This is a genomic window from Bacillus sp. SN32 (assembly GCF_002837495.1).
Lineage (GTDB): Bacteria > Bacillota > Bacilli > Bacillales > Bacillaceae > Bacillus > Bacillus subtilis.
Genome location: NZ_PJCT01000005.1, coordinates 54,966 through 71,568, shown reverse-complemented (window position 1 = coordinate 71,568; position 16,603 = coordinate 54,966). Strand labels below are relative to the sequence as shown.

14 protein-coding genes and 1 pseudogene are annotated in these 16,603 nt (G+C 43.6%); 11 read left to right on the top strand and 4 right to left on the bottom strand.

Annotated features, from left to right (window positions below; all coding sequences use genetic code 11):
* The first annotated feature begins 1 nt into the window (after position 1).
* Both CW370_RS17505 and niaP read left to right on the top strand, forming a co-directional pair.
* Positions 2 to 1,093 carry a toxic anion resistance protein gene (locus tag CW370_RS17505; protein WP_003234715.1) on the top strand — a complete coding sequence of 364 codons (1,092 nt, stop codon included), beginning with the start codon at positions 2 to 4 and terminating at the stop codon, positions 1,091 to 1,093.
* Positions 1,094 to 1,214: 121 nt separating this feature from the next.
* On the top strand, positions 1,215 to 2,417 hold the full coding sequence (niaP, locus tag CW370_RS17500) for a niacin permease NiaP (protein ID WP_015252880.1): 1,203 nt from the start codon (positions 1,215 to 1,217) through the stop codon (positions 2,415 to 2,417).
* A gap of 253 nt (positions 2,418 to 2,670) precedes the next feature.
* Here the strand turns inward: niaP and CW370_RS17490 are convergent, their stop codons facing one another.
* Positions 2,671 to 3,843, bottom strand: a complete 1,173-nt coding sequence (locus CW370_RS17490) for an MFS transporter (RefSeq protein ID WP_101169858.1) — start codon at positions 3,841 to 3,843, stop codon at positions 2,671 to 2,673.
* 68 nt (positions 3,844 to 3,911) lie between these two features.
* Positions 3,912 to 4,214, bottom strand: coding sequence for an ArsR/SmtB family transcription factor (locus CW370_RS17485; RefSeq protein WP_076458377.1), 303 nt, complete (start codon positions 4,212 to 4,214; stop codon positions 3,912 to 3,914).
* 289 nt (positions 4,215 to 4,503) lie between these two features.
* Here CW370_RS17485 and opuAA point away from each other — a divergent pair, with 289 nt between their 5' ends.
* The 3 genes from opuAA to opuAC are packed head-to-tail and all read left to right on the top strand — an operon-like array spanning position 4,504 to position 7,491.
* A complete protein-coding gene (gene opuAA / locus CW370_RS17480) occupies positions 4,504 to 5,760 on the top strand; it encodes a glycine/proline betaine ABC transporter ATP-binding protein OpuAA (RefSeq protein WP_024571578.1) in 1,257 nt (418 codons plus the stop codon).
* A gap of 1 nt (position 5,761) precedes the next feature.
* On the top strand, positions 5,762 to 6,610 hold the full coding sequence (gene opuAB / locus CW370_RS17475) for a glycine/proline betaine ABC transporter permease subunit OpuAB (protein WP_003234703.1): 849 nt from the start codon (positions 5,762 to 5,764) through the stop codon (positions 6,608 to 6,610).
* Positions 6,610 to 7,491 carry a glycine/proline betaine ABC transporter substrate-binding protein OpuAC gene (gene opuAC, locus CW370_RS17470; RefSeq protein ID WP_003246462.1) on the top strand — a complete coding sequence of 294 codons (882 nt, stop codon included), beginning with the start codon at positions 6,610 to 6,612 and terminating at the stop codon, positions 7,489 to 7,491. Before opuAB ends, opuAC begins: the two co-directional genes overlap by 1 nt.
* Positions 7,492 to 7,528: 37 nt before the next feature.
* Here opuAC and CW370_RS17465 read toward each other — a convergent pair whose 3' ends face one another.
* On the bottom strand, positions 7,529 to 8,680 hold the full coding sequence (locus tag CW370_RS17465; protein WP_032724871.1) for a M20 peptidase aminoacylase family protein: 1,152 nt from the start codon (positions 8,678 to 8,680) through the stop codon (positions 7,529 to 7,531).
* Between the two features lie 149 nt (positions 8,681 to 8,829).
* Between CW370_RS17465 and CW370_RS17460 the strand changes: the two genes are divergently transcribed.
* The 4 genes from CW370_RS17460 to CW370_RS17440 all read left to right on the top strand — a co-directional run bounded on the left by CW370_RS17460 (position 8,830) and on the right by CW370_RS17440 (position 12,926).
* Entirely contained in the window at positions 8,830 to 10,263 is a 1,434-nt protein-coding gene (locus tag CW370_RS17460; protein WP_024572034.1) for a YfcC family protein, read from the top strand.
* A 115-nt stretch (positions 10,264 to 10,378) separates the two neighbouring features.
* Positions 10,379 to 10,870, top strand: a complete 492-nt coding sequence (locus CW370_RS17455; protein ID WP_024572033.1) for a DUF6773 family protein — start codon at positions 10,379 to 10,381, stop codon at positions 10,868 to 10,870.
* Positions 10,871 to 10,877: 7 nt separating this feature from the next.
* The gene (locus CW370_RS21845) at positions 10,878 to 11,096 is read left to right on the top strand and encodes a VanZ family protein (RefSeq protein WP_080262600.1); all 219 of its coding nucleotides are present in this window, start codon (positions 10,878 to 10,880) and stop codon (positions 11,094 to 11,096) included.
* 1,368 nt (positions 11,097 to 12,464) lie between these two features.
* Positions 12,465 to 12,926 carry a hypothetical protein gene (locus CW370_RS17440; RefSeq protein ID WP_014475729.1) on the top strand — a complete coding sequence of 154 codons (462 nt, stop codon included), beginning with the start codon at positions 12,465 to 12,467 and terminating at the stop codon, positions 12,924 to 12,926.
* A 100-nt stretch (positions 12,927 to 13,026) separates the two neighbouring features.
* Here CW370_RS17440 and CW370_RS17435 read toward each other — a convergent pair whose 3' ends face one another.
* Entirely contained in the window at positions 13,027 to 13,563 is a 537-nt protein-coding gene (locus tag CW370_RS17435; RefSeq protein ID WP_024572031.1) for a RipA family octameric membrane protein, read from the bottom strand.
* Between the two features lie 773 nt (positions 13,564 to 14,336).
* On the opposite strand from CW370_RS17435, the pseudogene CW370_RS21620 reads away from it, so the two are divergent.
* Together CW370_RS21620 and amyE are read left to right on the top strand one after the other, a co-directional pair.
* Positions 14,337 to 14,417, top strand: a pseudogene (locus tag CW370_RS21620) (DUF6773 family protein); the annotation flags it as partial.
* 148 nt (positions 14,418 to 14,565) lie between these two features.
* Positions 14,566 to 16,545, top strand: a complete 1,980-nt coding sequence (gene amyE / locus CW370_RS17430; RefSeq protein WP_024572030.1) for an alpha-amylase — start codon at positions 14,566 to 14,568, stop codon at positions 16,543 to 16,545.
* Positions 16,546 to 16,603: the final 58 nt, after the last annotated feature.

The window sequence follows — 16,603 nt, the reverse complement described above, 5'->3', positions numbered from 1 at the left end:
CATGACAACAGAAAATCAAAATCCGCTTGTTCTCGATAAAAATGAAGAGATTTCCCAGCAAAAAGCTGACGATATCCGTCTTCAGCTCCGTCAGGAACCAGAAGTGAAGCGGCTTGCTCAACAAATTGACGTCAAAAACCAAATGGAGCTGCTTGAGTACGGCAAGGAGCCGGCCGTTGAAATATCCAAGTTCTCTGACCGCATCTTAGGGATGATGAAAACAACAAGCGTGACAGACTCCGGCACAATGCTGACTCAGCTTGGGAAAATCATGGACCGCTTCGACAAAAATGATTTTGATGAGCCAAAGGGATTAATGGCGAAAATTTTTAAACGCGGCGGCAGCATGATTGAAAAAATCTTTAAAAAGTATCAGACACTTGGCGGAGAGATTGAAAAAATCCACGTTGAGATTTCAAAATACAAAGATGAGATGACGAAGACGAACTACACGCTCGATGAAATGTATGAAAACAATATCAAATACTATATGGAGCTTGAAAAATACGTCGTTGCCGGGCAGATGAAACTGGAAGAGATGCAGTCGATCCTTCCTTCATATGAGGAAAAAGCGGCAAGCGGAAACCAGCTGGCGCAAATGCAGCTCGATACATTGCGCAACGGCATTCAGGCGCTTGAGGAACGGGTGTATGATCTGGACATGGCACGGATGGTGGCGCTTCAAACCGCACCTCAAATCCGTCTCCTGCAGCGAGGAAATGCAAAGCTGATCGGGAAAATCAACTCCGCGTTTATCATTACCATTCCGATTTTCAAAAACGGCATTATTCAGGCTGTTACGGTAAAGCGGCAAAAGCTTGTGGCTGATTCCATGAGCGAGCTTGACCGCCGGACAAACGAGATGCTGAAACGAAATGCTGAAAACATCTCGAGCCAAAGTGTTGAAATTGCCAGAATGGCCGGCAGACCGAGCATAGATATTGAAACGATCGAATCGTCTTGGAACACGATTGTCAGCGGCATGCAGGAAACAAAACAAATCGAAGAAGAAAACAAGCGCCTCCGCGAAGACGGCGCGAGACGAATTGCACAGCTTCAGGATAATATTAAAAAAGCAGCATTGCAGCAATAATAAAAACCCCGCTTGTGGAACATAAGCGGGGTATTTCAATTACATCATTTAGTTAATGACAATGTGTAAAGACAGGTGTAAACTTAAACGGTAATCATTTTGCATATCAGAGGTGTTGGCAATGGGAAAACAACAGCCTATATCCCAGCGTAAACTGCTGGGCGTCGCCGGTTTGGGGTGGCTGTTTGATGCAATGGATGTCGGAATATTATCGTTTATTATCGCCGCGCTCCATGTAGAGTGGAATCTGTCGCCCGAAGAAATGAAATGGATCGGAAGCGTCAATTCCATCGGCATGGCTGCGGGTGCGTTTTTGTTTGGTTTGCTTGCTGATCGAATCGGCCGCAAAAAAGTGTTTATCATCACCCTTTTATGCTTTTCCATCGGAAGCGGCATTTCCGCTTTTGTGACAAGTTTATCGGCATTTCTAATCCTTCGTTTCGTGATTGGTATGGGACTTGGCGGCGAGCTTCCAGTCGCTTCAACACTCGTTTCGGAAGCGGTTGTGCCTGAAAAGCGGGGCAGAGTGATTGTGCTTTTGGAAAGCTTTTGGGCCGTGGGCTGGCTCGCAGCGGCCTTGATTTCTTACTTTGTGATACCAAGCTTCGGCTGGCAGGCTGCCCTTCTGTTAACTGCGCTGACTGCTTTTTATGCGCTGTACCTGCGGACGAGTTTGCCTGATTCGCCGAAATATGAATCGCTTTCTGCCAAAAAGAGGTCGGTGTGGGAGAATGTAAAAAGCGTCTGGGCAAGACAGTATATACGGCCGACCGTGATGCTGTCGATCGTTTGGTTCTGTGTGGTGTTTTCTTATTACGGCATGTTCCTATGGCTCCCGAGTGTCATGCTGCTGAAAGGCTTCAGCATGATTCAAAGCTTTGAATATGTCCTGCTGATGACGCTTGCTCAGCTACCTGGCTATTTCTCTGCCGCATGGCTGATTGAAAAAGCGGGCCGGAAGTGGATACTCGTCATTTACTTGATTGGCACAGCAGGAAGCGCCTATTTCTTCGGAACGGCGGATTCCTTAAGTCTTCTGCTTACGGCTGGCATGCTGTTATCGTTTTTCAATCTCGGTGCATGGGGCGTGCTGTATGCTTATACCCCGGAGCAATACCCGACTGCGATTCGAGCAACAGGTTCAGGAACGACAGCAGCGTTTGGAAGAATCGGCGGCATCTTCGGGCCTTTGCTCGTCGGAACTCTGGCAGCCCGTCATATTTCATTTTCGGTCATCTTTTCAATCTTTTGCATTGCAATCTTACTCGCGGTTGCTTGTATTTTGATTATGGGGAAAGAAACGAAACAAACTGAGCTAGAATAGGAAAAGCACCTCTTGAAAGAGGTGCTTTCAGCGTGTCGACAAACCCTCGCATTCGTTGTCAGGACTGCGCTTCGGTGCTCAATGCGAAGTGGATCAACGGCTAAATTCTCAGGCGTCCTGCCTAAACGCCGTCGTCATCACATCCTGTGAATGTCCGCTCCTATGCTCGTCCTTCCTAGACTTCAAGGGTTTTCAATCACGCTGAAAAGATTTTGTCAACAATCTGAGGCACCTCTTGAATGAGGTGCTATTTTTACATTTGCGCCCGGGCTGCGGATTGGCGTTTCCCGGTTTTACTGATTGCCTGGTAGAGCGTCATAGAAAGTATGAACAAAATGGCAGTAAATCCTGTGACAGCTCCGAAATGCTGTGTGCTTTGATATAAAAAACCTGCAATACTTGTACCGACAGTGGTCCCGGCATACATAGCGGCATTGGAAAGGGAAGCGATGGTTCCTCGCGCATTTGGTGCAATGGATTGAAAGACACCCATCATTAACGGAAAGATGATGCCAGCTGTAAAGAACGTGAGAAAAAAGCCGGCTTCTACTAAAAACAAGTTTGGAAAGAACGGAAGAGCGAAATAGAGAGCGCCCATTAGCAGCATCCCGCTGATCAGTGTTTTAAACATGCCCAGCTTTTCTGAAACCCGGCTGCCGATAAGGCTCCCGAGCATATTTCCCAGTCCGAGTACAAGCATAGCTGCGCCAATTTGTGACACGGTTAAATGATAATCCGCGGAAAGCCAAGTACCCAGAAAGCTGAACGAAGCGAAGTTTCCGGTTTGAAACAGAAAATAGGCAAGCAGAATGACCGATGTTTTCGGCAATGAAAAAAGCTCCCGGTAGGGGTTGACAATTGATGGTCGCGCCAATGGTTCAGAAGGCAGGATATCAGGCATGACCGCCGCCAGGATCAATAGAAGAATAAGCGAGCACGCTGACAAAACGAAAAATGGCGTATGCCATGTAAAGGAAGCGAGAAACCCTCCAATAGGAAGTCCGAGCATTTGTGAAGCGGCCAAACCTGCTGTCGCAATCCCCATGCCTTTTATGATCTGAGAAGGCCGGACAATGATTGGGATGGACGCCCAAATTTGAGGCGTCACAAACGCAGCGCTAACGCCTGCGGCAAAACGGAACAGGCACATGGCGGCAAAAGAGGGAGCGATGCCGCATAAAAACGTGGATACGATAAAGCCTGCAAGTCCCCACAGCATGACTGTTTTCCTGTTCAGCCGGTCTGAGATTGGGCCTGCAATGAAAGCGAAGAGCGCATAACCGAGTGCATAAGCACTGACCATCCAGCCTGACAAATCAGTAGAGACATGAAACTGATCCTGTAAAAGGGGGAGAAGCGGCGAAAGCAAAAAGGTATCTGTGCCAATGACAAACATGACACTGAAGAAAAGCCAAATGCGATTCAAATTTTATCACTCCTATTGTTTTATAACTTTGAAACTATGAAACAAATATGTATAGAGAAAACCCTTTGTTAGAGGGTTTCCAAAAAGCCAGGCAGGTATGTGTGAAAGGTGTCTTCACGCAGACTGACGTATTTTGTCCGCGAATCTTTCCGGGTTGCCGTCAATCCCGCTTCACGCAGCGTTTTAAAATGATAAGATGCCGTGGTTTTGACAATATTGCACTTTTCACCTACTTCACCGCAGCTGAGTTCTTTTCCGCTGACATAAAGCGTACGAATAATGGCAAGCCTTGATTCATCAGACAGTGCTTTAAAAATTTGCGCTCTGATTTGATCATCTGATTGTTTCATAGTCATGAAACTATAATACATAATTGATGTTGAAAAAGCAACTTATTTTTCCAGTAAAGGAGAGGGAAGTCATAAGAGGAAGAAGGAATTCAATTCCAATAAAAGCGTTTTCAACTAAAGATAGGCGAAAAATCACCCGTAAAATACAATCATATAGGAGGATTACAGAGCATTTAGAAGCATAAATAAGATCATGTGGTCACATGGATGTTTATAAAGAAATGGTACAGAATAAAAGAGAATATGCTGTTTGTGTGGGAAGTTACATAAATGTTACGGTAATAAAGATTGCTTAATATGGAGGGAAAATATGAGTGTAGATGAGAAACCAATTAAGATAAAAGTCGAGAAAGTCTCTAAGATTTTTGGGAAACAAACAAAGAAGGCAGTTCAAATGCTTGCCAACGGAAAGACAAAAAAAGAGATCCTGAAAGCAACCGGATCAACCGTTGGGGTTAATCAGGCAGATTTTGAAGTATATGATGGTGAGATATTTGTCATCATGGGTCTATCAGGGAGCGGTAAATCAACTTTAGTACGGATGTTAAACCGGCTTATTGAACCGACTGCCGGAAATATTTACATTGATGGTGACATGATAACAAATATGTCTAAAGACCAGCTCCGGGAAGTCCGCCGGAAGAAAATCAGCATGGTCTTCCAAAAGTTCGCTCTGTTCCCGCACAGAACGATACTTGAAAACACAGAATACGGACTGGAACTTCAAGGTGTAGACAAACAAGAGCGGCAGCAAAAAGCGCTTGAGTCTCTTAAGCTCGTCGGGCTCGAAGGATTTGAACACCAATATCCAGACCAGCTTTCCGGCGGGATGCAGCAGCGTGTCGGCCTTGCCCGCGCGTTGACAAATGATCCGGACATCCTTCTGATGGACGAAGCGTTCAGTGCGCTTGATCCACTGATTCGTAAAGATATGCAGGATGAGCTTCTTGATCTTCACGATAATGTCGGAAAAACAATTATCTTTATTACGCATGACTTGGACGAAGCGTTGCGGATCGGCGACAGAATTGTCCTAATGAAGGACGGCAACATCGTTCAAATCGGCACGCCTGAAGAAATCCTGATGAATCCATCTAACGAATATGTTGAGAAATTCGTCGAAGATGTTGATTTGTCTAAAGTCCTCACAGCAGGCCACATTATGAAACGCGCTGAAACAGTGCGGATTGATAAAGGGCCTCGCGTAGCATTGACACTGATGAAAAACCTTGGAATTTCTTCAATTTATGCAGTGGATAAACAAAAGAAATTATTAGGTGTTATCTATGCGTCTGATGCGAAAAAAGCGGCTGAGTCTGATTTGTCACTTCAAGACATCTTGAATACAGAATTTACGACTGTACCAGAGAATACGTATCTGACTGAGATTTTTGACGTTGTGTCCGATGCGAATATTCCAATTGCGGTTGTGGATGAGAAGCAAAGAATGAAAGGAATTGTCGTAAGAGGCGCGCTGATTGGCGCACTTGCCGGCAATAACGAGTATATCAACGCTGAAGGCACTGGCGAACAAACACAAGATCCTTCTGTACAGGAGGTGAAGTAAGATGGATAGACTGCCTAGAATACCTTTAGCAGATATCATTGACCGTTTTGTTGACTGGATTACGATGACGTTTGGCGGATTCTTCGACGGAATTGCAAACGGATTGGCCGCTTTTGTAAATGGAATTGTCACCGGTCTTGGATTTATTCCATCTATTTTGTTAACGATTATTTTCGCCGCACTTGCGTGGTGGATCAGTACAAGGGGAATTGCGTTATTTACGTTGATTGGATTCCTCCTGATCGATTATTTAGGATATTGGGACCCAATGCTGCAAACATTGGCGCTTGTTTTGACATCTGTGATTATTTCGATTGTGGTCGGGGTTCCGATCGGAATTTGGGCGTCTCAGAAAGAAACGGTTCGCCGTATTGTAACGCCAATTCTTGATTTAATGCAGACAATGCCTGCTTTCGTATATCTATTGCCGGCGATTTTCTTCTTTAACATCGGTGTTGTGCCGGGTGTTGTTGCATCTGTTATCTTCGCGATGCCGCCGACAATCCGCATGACTGTTCTCGGTATTAAACAAGTGCCGGCGGATCTGATTGAAGCGACTGAGGCATTCGGTTCTACAACAGCTCAGCGTTTGTTTAAAGTTCAGCTTCCGCTTGCGACAAAAACGATTTTGGCCGGAATTAACCAGAGCATCATGCTTGCGTTATCAATGGTTGTTATCGCCGCAATGGTCGGTGCACCGGGACTTGGTTCTGAAGTATACAGTGCCGTTACACAGCTGAAAACCGGGGTCGGAGTAGAGGCCGGTATCGCCATCGTTATCGTTGCCATTACCCTGGACCGTATTACTCAAAATATTAAAGTGAAGAAGAAAAGCAGGGGGAATGCCTGATGCTTAAAAAAATCATCGGCATCGGCGTTTCCGCCATGCTGGCGCTCTCACTTGCGGCTTGCGGTTCAGAAAACGATGAAAATGCATCCGCAGCAGAACAGGTGAATAAGACCATCATCGGGATTGACCCCGGTTCAGGGATTATGTCCCTGACTGACAAAGCGATGAAGGATTATGACCTGAATGACTGGACATTGATTTCAGCGTCAAGTGCTGCGATGACCGCTACGCTTAAAAAGTCATACGACCGTAAGAAACCGATTATCATTACAGGATGGACACCGCACTGGATGTTCTCCAGATATAAGCTGAAATATCTCGATGATCCGAAACAATCTTATGGCAGCGCAGAGGAAATCCATACGATCACACGCAAAGGCTTCAGCAAAGAGCAGCCGAATGCCGCAAAGCTTCTGAGCCAGTTTAAATGGACGCAAGACGAAATGGGCGAAATCATGATCAAGGTGGAAGAAGGCGAGAAACCTGCTAAAGTTGCTGCTGAGTACGTCAATAAACACAAGGATCAGATTGCCGAATGGACAAAAGGCGTTCAAAAGGTGAAGGGAGACAAAATCAACCTTGCCTATGTGGCGTGGGACAGTGAGATTGCAAGTACAAACGTCATAGGCAAAGTCTTAGAAGACTTGGGCTATGAGGTAACACTTACTCAGGTAGAGGCTGGGCCGATGTGGACTGCAATTGCGACGGGAAGTGCGGATGCATCCCTTTCCGCATGGCTGCCGAATACCCATAAAGCATACGCCGCTAAATATAAAGGCAAATATGATGATATTGGCACCAGTATGACTGGTGTGAAGATGGGGCTTGTTGTTCCTCAATATATGAAAAATGTCAACTCAATTGAAGATTTGAAGAAGTAATCAAAAAAGCAGCCTGTGACAGGCTGCTTTTTTTGCGTTATTTTACGTAAGCGGCAGCGGGTGAATCAGCCTTTTGAAAAGTTTTTAATACGGCATTCGCTAAAATGTGAATGCCGTTGAACATCGCATTTCTGTCAAAGGTCATGTGCGGATGATGGAGCCCCGGCTGGAGCCCGCAGCCTAGTCCGAGCATCGTTGTTTTCAGATTCGGCACCTTCACGGCGTAAAAATGGAAATCCTCTCCGCCGGTAGTGACAAGCGGGTCATCAAGCCGCTCAGCCCCGATGATATCTGTAATGGCTTCTGCCATGATCGCTTCAGCTTCTTTGTTTTGTGTTGCCGCAGGAAGGCTGTGTTCTTTTTGCAGCTCGATTTTTGCGCCGAATGCAGCGGCGGCCGCTTCACAGGCTCTTTCTGTCTCGGCGATTAACGCCTCCATGGCTTCATTGGTCTGTGCGCGCAAATCAAGGCTGAACGATGCTTTTCCTGGAATGATGTTAGAGCTTTCACCGCCGGCTTGAAGTTTTGTCATTTTGACGGTATGCGGGATTTGCGGGTCAATATGAATGAGTCCGAGCTTATGTACAAGAAATGCCGCAATTTCAATGCTGTTTTTCCCGAGGTGCGGACGGGCGCCATGAGCCTCTTCCCCGATGATCGTTCCCTCAATGTGCTGGCTTGATCCGTGCAGAATAGACGGAGCGCAGCGGCCGTTCTGTGTTTCCTGAATCGGACGGACGTGAACGCCATACAAATAGTCGATATCATCAAGCACGCCTTCTTCTATCATTTTCAAGGCGCCGCCGCCTTTTTCTTCTGCCGGCTGAAAGATAAAACGGATTGTGCCCTTCGGAAGCTCAGGTTGTTTTTTGAGCAGCATTAACGTGCCCAATGCCATTGTCATATGTGAATCGTGTCCGCAGGAATGGTTGGCGCGAAATGTGCCGTTAACCTCCTGCCACAGCGCGTCAATATCAGCGCGTACCGCTACAACAGGTGAGCCTGAGCCGATTTCGCCGACAACCCCGGTGCAGTCTGAAAACGTGCGCGTCCGGCACCCTAAATCCTCAAGCTTTTGTTTCAAAAATGAAGTTGTCTCATATTCCTTCCAGCTGACTTCAGGGTTCGCGTGCAGATGCTCGAAGATGTCCATAATGGTTTGTTTCATGTCTTCTGAAAGCTTTTGCATGGTAAGAAATACCTCCTTCTATCAGAATGAATTTTTACCTTCTTTACTTTATTTATATTGAAACAGGAAGATAGGCTGTATATAATATAGCACATATTGCTACTATTCAGAATAATTAATATTTTCAAACAGAGGGGATGGATCGAAATATGAGTATGCCAGCAGCCGAAACACAGCCTAAGAAAAAACGAATGACATTTAAAATGCCTGACGCCTATGTCCTCTTATTTATGATTGCTTTCATTTGTGCAATCGCTTCATATATTGTGCCGGCAGGTGAATTTGACCGCGTGACAAAGGGGGATGTCACGACCGCTGTTCCGGGAAGCTATCATTCCATTGAACAGTCTCCGGTCAGCTTGATCAGCTTTTTTACTTCTCTACAGGATGGAATGGTTGGATCAGCACCCATCATCTTTCTGATCTTATTCACAGGCGGCACCATTGCTATTCTAGAAAAAACGGGTGCCATCAACGGCCTGATTTACAATGTCATCAGCAAATTCCGCACAAAGCAATTATTATTTATTTGTATTGTCGGCGCATTGTTCTCCATTCTCGGAACAACCGGGATTGTCGTGAATTCAGTTATCGGTTTTATCCCCATCGGCCTCATTGTGGCACGATCCTTAAAATGGGACGCAGTCGCGGGAGCCGCTGTTATTTACATCGGCTGCTACGCTGGATTTAACTCCACCATATTATCACCGTCACCGCTCGGTTTATCACAATCAATCGCGGAGCTCCCTCTTTTTTCTGGAATCGGCCTGCGAGTTGTGATATACATATGCTTTTTGCTGTCTTCTATTATTTATATCTATTTGTATACGAGAAAATTAAAAAAATCCAAAGATGCCAGTGTGTTAGGAACAGATTGGTTCCCTGCGGCAGGAATGGGCGAAGCCGGTAAAGAAGAAGATCAGTCAGTGCCGTTTACCGTTCGCCATAAGCTGATTTTGGCTGTGGCGGGACTCTCACTTGTCGGATTTTTATACGGCGCTTTGAAGCTTGGCTGGTCAGATTCCCAAATGGCTGCGACATTTATTTTTATTTCTGTCCTTGCCGGTTTAATAGGCAGGCTTGCGGCGAACGATATTGCCAAAACCTTCATTACGGGCTGCCAAAGTCTTGTATACGGGGCGCTGATTGTCGGGATGGCACGAAGCATTTCCGTTATCCTTGAAAATGGAAAGCTCCTCGATACTGTCGTCAATGCTTTGGCTTCACTTTTGGACGGATTCAGCCCGATTGCCGGGGCAATCGGCATGTATATCGCCAGTGCGCTGCTTCATTTTCTCATCTCTTCAGGGTCTGGCGAAGCCGTTGTATTTATTCCAATCCTGGCGCCGCTCGCTGATTTGATGGGAATCACGAGACAGGTTGCGGTGGAGGCAGTTATGCTTGGAGAAGGGGTCGTCAACTGTGTGAATCCGACATCCGGCGTTCTCATGGCGGTGCTTGCCGCCAGCGGTATTCCGTATGTCAAGTGGCTGCGGTTTATGGTGCCGCTTGCTCTGATTTGGTTCTTGATCGGGCTTGTCTTTATCGTGATCGGCGTCATGATCAATTGGGGGCCGTTTTAACGATTGCTGCCCGCCGGCTTGTACGGCGGGCTTTTGAGTTATTCATTGCAGAAGCGCAGGCTGTTATTGTAACATGTAAGCCATAAGCCATTCGTAAAAGTGCGGGAGGAAGGTCATGAATAATCTGCGTAATAGACTTTCAGGCGTGAATGGGAAAAATAAGAGAGTAAAAGAAAAAGAACAAAAAATCTGGTCGGAGATTGGGATGATAGCGGGAGCATTTGCGCTGCTTGATGTGATCATCCGCGGCATTATGTTTGCATTTCCGTTTAAAGAATGGGCTGCAAGCCTTGTGTTTTTGTTCATCATTATCTTATATTACTGCATCAGGGCTGCGGCATCCGGAATGCTCATGCCGAGAATAGACACCAAAGAAGAACTGCAAAAACGGGTGAAGCAGCAGCGAATAGAATCAATTGCGGTCGCCTTTGCGGTAGTGGTGCTTACGATGTACGACAGGGGGATTCCCCATACATTCTTCGCTTGGCTGAAAATGATTCTTCTTTTTATCGTCTGCGGCGGCGTTCTGTTTCTGCTTCGGTATGTGATTGTGAAGCTGGCTTACAGAAGAGCGGTAAAAGAAGAAATAAAAAAGAAATCATCTTGAAAAATAGATGGTTTCTTTTTTTGTTTGGAAACAGTTTACTATATCATCAGCGATTGGACTCACATACAGAAGCTTTGATGTAGATGATCTTATATTAAATACACTAGGCTCTACTATTGGATACTTATTTTATAAACTCGTTTATCCAATGGTTAGACAGGAGCTATTTGAAGTGGACAGCACTAGCAAGACGTCTACGAAACAAAAAGTACGCAAACATATATAAGAGCCAATTATGGCTGTAAATCAATGAGAACCAGGAAGCCACTGGTTCTTTTTTATGACCTAATATTTATGTCTCACCAATTCCAGATTCCAGACATCGATCTTTTCCTTCAGCTGCACCTGGTTCAATCCTGGACCTTTAGTACAAGAAAGTTTTGCCAAGATAAAACACGCCCGGATCTTTCCGGACATATTTTATTTTGGCAACTCTTCAATTAGCTTATGAAGTTTTTTATAAAGATGATAGTAATCCTTAAAGAATTGCTCTATGTGGCCCGTATCTTTTATTTCTATGAGACCGGTGATTTTGTCCGTGTTTCATAAAAGCACAAAAGGATCGCTAATTTTTGTAAACAGGCAGCTGCCACAAATAAATTGGTCTTAACAATCCGTAAAGGGCTGGAGAACACCCCTTTACGGATATTAACCTTGTGTGCTTTTTGGCTGTTATAAGAAGGTAACACTGATTCACAGGAATCCAGGAATGATTATCAATTCCTCACATAGAAAATAAATATCTTTGAAAATCTCTTGCAGCAAAAACTTGGATATATTCCTGATAGTCTATATGATTCTTTTCTTAAAAAGTACCTGGATAAGATTAAGAACGGTAAAAAGACCAATGAAAAAATGAAGATATACTCCAAGTAACATACCTGGTTTACATATCTCAACGCTATGTGTATCATTAAATACAATCAATCTTTGTGCTTGAGGATTGGTTTCTACCGGCCTCGGAATTAGACCCTCCGGGGTTATTTTTTGTTAGGTGACATATAAATTTCTATTTGATAACATCATAAATAGCTCAAGGTGCTACAGTTTGGCGCCGTATTATAGTTTTGCTAACTCATATAAAGGACGGGCGGATAACGTGGAATATAAAACGGTGACTGTAAAGAAACAACGGTTTGGCGCAAGTCGAATAGTATGTTTGATAATCGGTATCTTACTCGTTTTTGTTGGTTTCCTCTTAAGCCTAACGATAATCGGAATAATTGCGGGTGGTATGCTAATCATCTTCAGTTTACCGTTTTTTGCAGTCGCGAAAGGCGGCGCAAAGTACACGTGCCCTAACTGCGGTTATAAACACAACGGAGTAGCTTCGGGCAGCGTAAACGCAACTTGCAGACGATGTAAGCAAAACATCGCTGTAGATTGGATCGAACCTCCGGATAAAGTAGTATAAACGAAACCAGCCCCATCCTTAACCGGATGGGGCGTTTTTTTGAAAGCAATAGCTTGTTGATTTTATTTCTGGATATAAATGGATATATGATATAATTATATTGAGCTCTTTAAATAAGAATTCTTTTTAAAGTAGCCTGAGTATAATATCATGAAAACCAAAAACGTGGGGGAATTTGTTGTGGGAAAAGTAAATTTACAAGAATGGTTGGCGCAAAAAAAGGTTCAAGAATCCATCAAAGAGAAGATTAAGGAAATTGAGAGTTATGATATTCAAGTTTATCATGAGGATTTTTCGTCTGCGGAAGTTACTTCTGCTATTGCAAATAAAATCGAGAGTTATGATTCCACAATTTTAAGCACCGAAAAAGATGGGGACGATACTGTAATTGAGTTTAGTGTGGATATTGAATACGAACTTGAGATTTCTGCTGAAGAGTTAGATGCTGATTCAACTCCTTATGATAGTGAAACGAAAGATTACGCATGGGAGACGTACGAAACAAATACATATACTAGCACATTATCTTTACCTACAACAGTGTGTGCGACAATCACAGATAATGAAAACTATAGGATAACATATGTCCAAGTAAACAACGGGGAGTCAATAACAGACTACAAAAAGCCTTCTGATCTATAAAAACGACAGGGGAGAGAAAGTAGAAGGAAAACACGTTTTTTTCCTTTGATTGAAAAAGCCGGTATCGAACCGGCTCAAAACACAAAACCTAGTGAAACCTTTATTTACTTGTGATTCTCCCAAATATCATCATGTAAATTCCATATAAAAGTGTAAAGATTGAAAAACCACAAGTAATTGTTTTTGCATTTAAAAAATCTTTAAAAATAGCAGAGATAATAATTCCTAGCCAAAGAATTACAACATAATCACTTAATCCAATAGCCAATTTACTCACTGAATATTTTCTTGCTTGCAGTAGGAAAAACTTTTTCTGTATAGGTTCTATTTTTGTAAACAACTCAGAGTGTTTGTTGATTTCTTTGTTTTCAACCTTGCTTTCCCAATTCTCTTGCCAAAATTTTGAACCACGATTAACTAATGTCCAACATAAAGAACAAATAAATCCGAAATCAGCAATAATAATTGATAAGTAAAAATTTTTTCCGTATAAACTAGAAAAACCAACAAATGCTGAGGCTATAAACCCCCAAAAAAACAATGATCTCTTCCAAAACAACTCGATTTCAAAATTACGAATCTGTAAACTAACATCAAATTGTTTTGTGTCACTATTATTATTTTTTGAATTATTCACCGATTATCCTCCCATCTAATAAGTACTACTAATTTATATTCCAATTATTACTGTAACATTTGTGGGATTGTCAACTCAGACTTGTTGGAAAAACCCCATGGGTTGTTACCCTACAGGTCTTTTCGCAAAGGGATAAAGGGAATGGTGTTCCCTATCTAAATATGGTTTGAGAGAAAGGATTAGAGAGGCCATCGTCTAAAAAAAGCAAACTCAGCATATGAAATCGGATAACGCTCTGAACTGATTAATGTCATTAACTATGATTTTAATGAAGTGCTATAACCGGCTACACACTTTAAGATATAAAATTTCTGCTGTCTTCCCAAGATGGTACGCCAGCTCGCATGGTGGAATTTATGCTAAAGTCAGCGACATAAGTTTCATTCATTGAAAAAATTGAAGTCTGAACCTGGAGATTTTGTTTTTGTTGAACCTTTCTCGTCCAATGTTAAACATCTTTTTATGACTAAACGTAGGAAACTTGGATTTACCTTCATTCGTTTCTTTGAGAGAGTAACCTCTTCATTACAAAACCACTCCCTTACACTTGTTCAATAAAATTCCGCGAAAAATATAAATAGCTCACTAACACTGTTACAAAGTAAACCTGTTACATTGTGAACAATCACAGGAACATTTATATATCAAGGGTTCAACCTCCCCCTACTGAAATTTACAATGTCGCTGTGATGTCGCGGCCTCACCAGATTTTCGACTGCTAGCCTCTTCCCCTTCAGCTGTCCAACTACTCGTACAGCTGTACCTGCCACCCTAAGCGAGGGAAGCGTTCATAGTTTCGGGCAGCTTTTTTTATAGGAACATTGATTTGTATTCACTCTGCCAAGTTGTTTTGATAGAGTGATTGTGATAATTTAAAATGTAAGCGTTGACAAAATTCTCCAGTCTTCACATCGGTTTGAAAGGAGGAAGCGGAAGAATGAAGTAAGAGGGATTTTTGACTCCGAAGTAAGTCTTCAAAAAATCAAATAAGGAGTGTCAAGAATGTTTGCAAAACGATTCAAAACCTCTTTACTGCCGTTATTCGCTGGATTTTTATTGCTGTTTCATTTGGTTCTGGCAGGACCGGCGGCTGCGAGTGCTGAAACGGCGAACAAATCGAATGAGCTTACAGCACCGTCGATTAAAAGCGGAACCATTCTTCATGCATGGAATTGGTCGTTCAATACGTTAAAACACAATATGAAGGATATTCATGATGCAGGATATACAGCCATTCAGACATCTCCGATTAACCAAGTAAAGGAAGGGAATCAAGGAGATAAAAGCATGTCGAACTGGTACTGGCTGTATCAGCCGACATCGTATCAAATTGGCAACCGTTACTTAGGTACTGAACAAGAATTTAAAGAAATGTGTGCAGCCGCTGAAGAATATGGCATAAAGGTCATTGTTGACGCGGTCATCAATCATACCACCAGTGATTATGCCGCGATTTCCAATGAGGTTAAGAGTATTCCAAACTGGACACATGGAAACACACAAATTAAAAACTGGTCTGATCGATGGGATGTCACGCAGAATTCATTGCTCGGGCTGTATGACTGGAATACACAAAATACACAAGTACAGTCCTATCTGAAACGGTTCTTAGAAAGGGCATTGAATGACGGGGCAGACGGTTTTCGATTTGATGCCGCCAAACATATAGAGCTTCCGGATGATGGGAGTTACGGCAGTCAATTTTGGCCGAATATCACAAATACATCTGCAGAGTTCCAATACGGAGAAATCCTGCAGGACAGTGCCTCCAGAGATGCTGCATATGCGAATTATATGGATGTGACAGCGTCTAACTATGGGCATTCCATAAGGTCCGCTTTAAAGAATCGTAATCTGGGCGTGTCGAATATCTCCCACTATGCATCTGATGTGTCTGCGGACAAGCTAGTGACATGGGTAGAGTCGCATGATACGTATGCCAATGATGATGAAGAGTCGACATGGATGAGCGATGATGATATCCGTTTAGGCTGGGCGGTGATAGCTTCTCGTTCAGGCAGTACGCCTCTTTTCTTTTCCAGACCTGAGGGAGGCGGAAATGGTGTGAGATTCCCGGGGAAAAGCCAAATAGGCGATCGCGGGAGTGCTTTATTTGAAGATCAGGCTATCACTGCGGTCAATAGATTTCACAATGTGATGGCTGGACAGCCTGAGGAACTCTCGAACCCGAATGGAAACAACCAGATATTTATGAATCAGCGCGGCTCACATGGCGTTGTGCTGGCAAATGCAGGTTCATCCTCTGTTTCTATCAATACGCCAACAAAATTGCCTGATGGCAGGTATGACAATAAAGCTGGAGCGGGTTCATTTCAAGTGAACGATGGTAAACTGACAGGCACGATCAATGCCAGGTCTGTAGCTGTGCTTTATCCTGATGATATTGCAAAAGCGCCTCATGTTTTCCTTGAGAATTACAAAACAGGTGTAACACATTCTTTCAATGATCAACTGACGATTACCTTGCGTGCAGATGCGAATACAACAAAAGCCGTTTATCAAATCAATAATGGACCAGAGACGGCGTTTAAGGATGGAGATCAATTCACAATCGGAAAAGGAGATCCATTTGGCAAAACATACACCATCATGTTAAAAGGAACGAACAGTGATGGTGTAACGAGGACCGAGGAATACAGTTTTATTAAAAGAGATCCAGCTTCGGCCAAAACCATCGGCTATCAAAATCCGAATCATTGGAGCCAGGTAAATGCTTATATCTATAAACATGATGGGGGCCAGGCAATTGAATTGACCGGATCTTGGCCTGGAAAACCAATGACTAAAAATGCAGATGGAATTTACACGCTGACACTGCCTGCGGACACGGATACAACCAACGCCAAAGTGATTTTTAATAATGGCAGCGCCCAAGTGCCCGGCCAGAATCAGCCTGGCTTTGATTACGTGCAAAATGGTTTATATAATGACTCGGGCTTAAGCGGTTCTCTTCCCCATTGAGGACAAGGCTAGACGGGACTTACCGAAAGAAACCATCTATGATGGTTTCTTTTTTGTT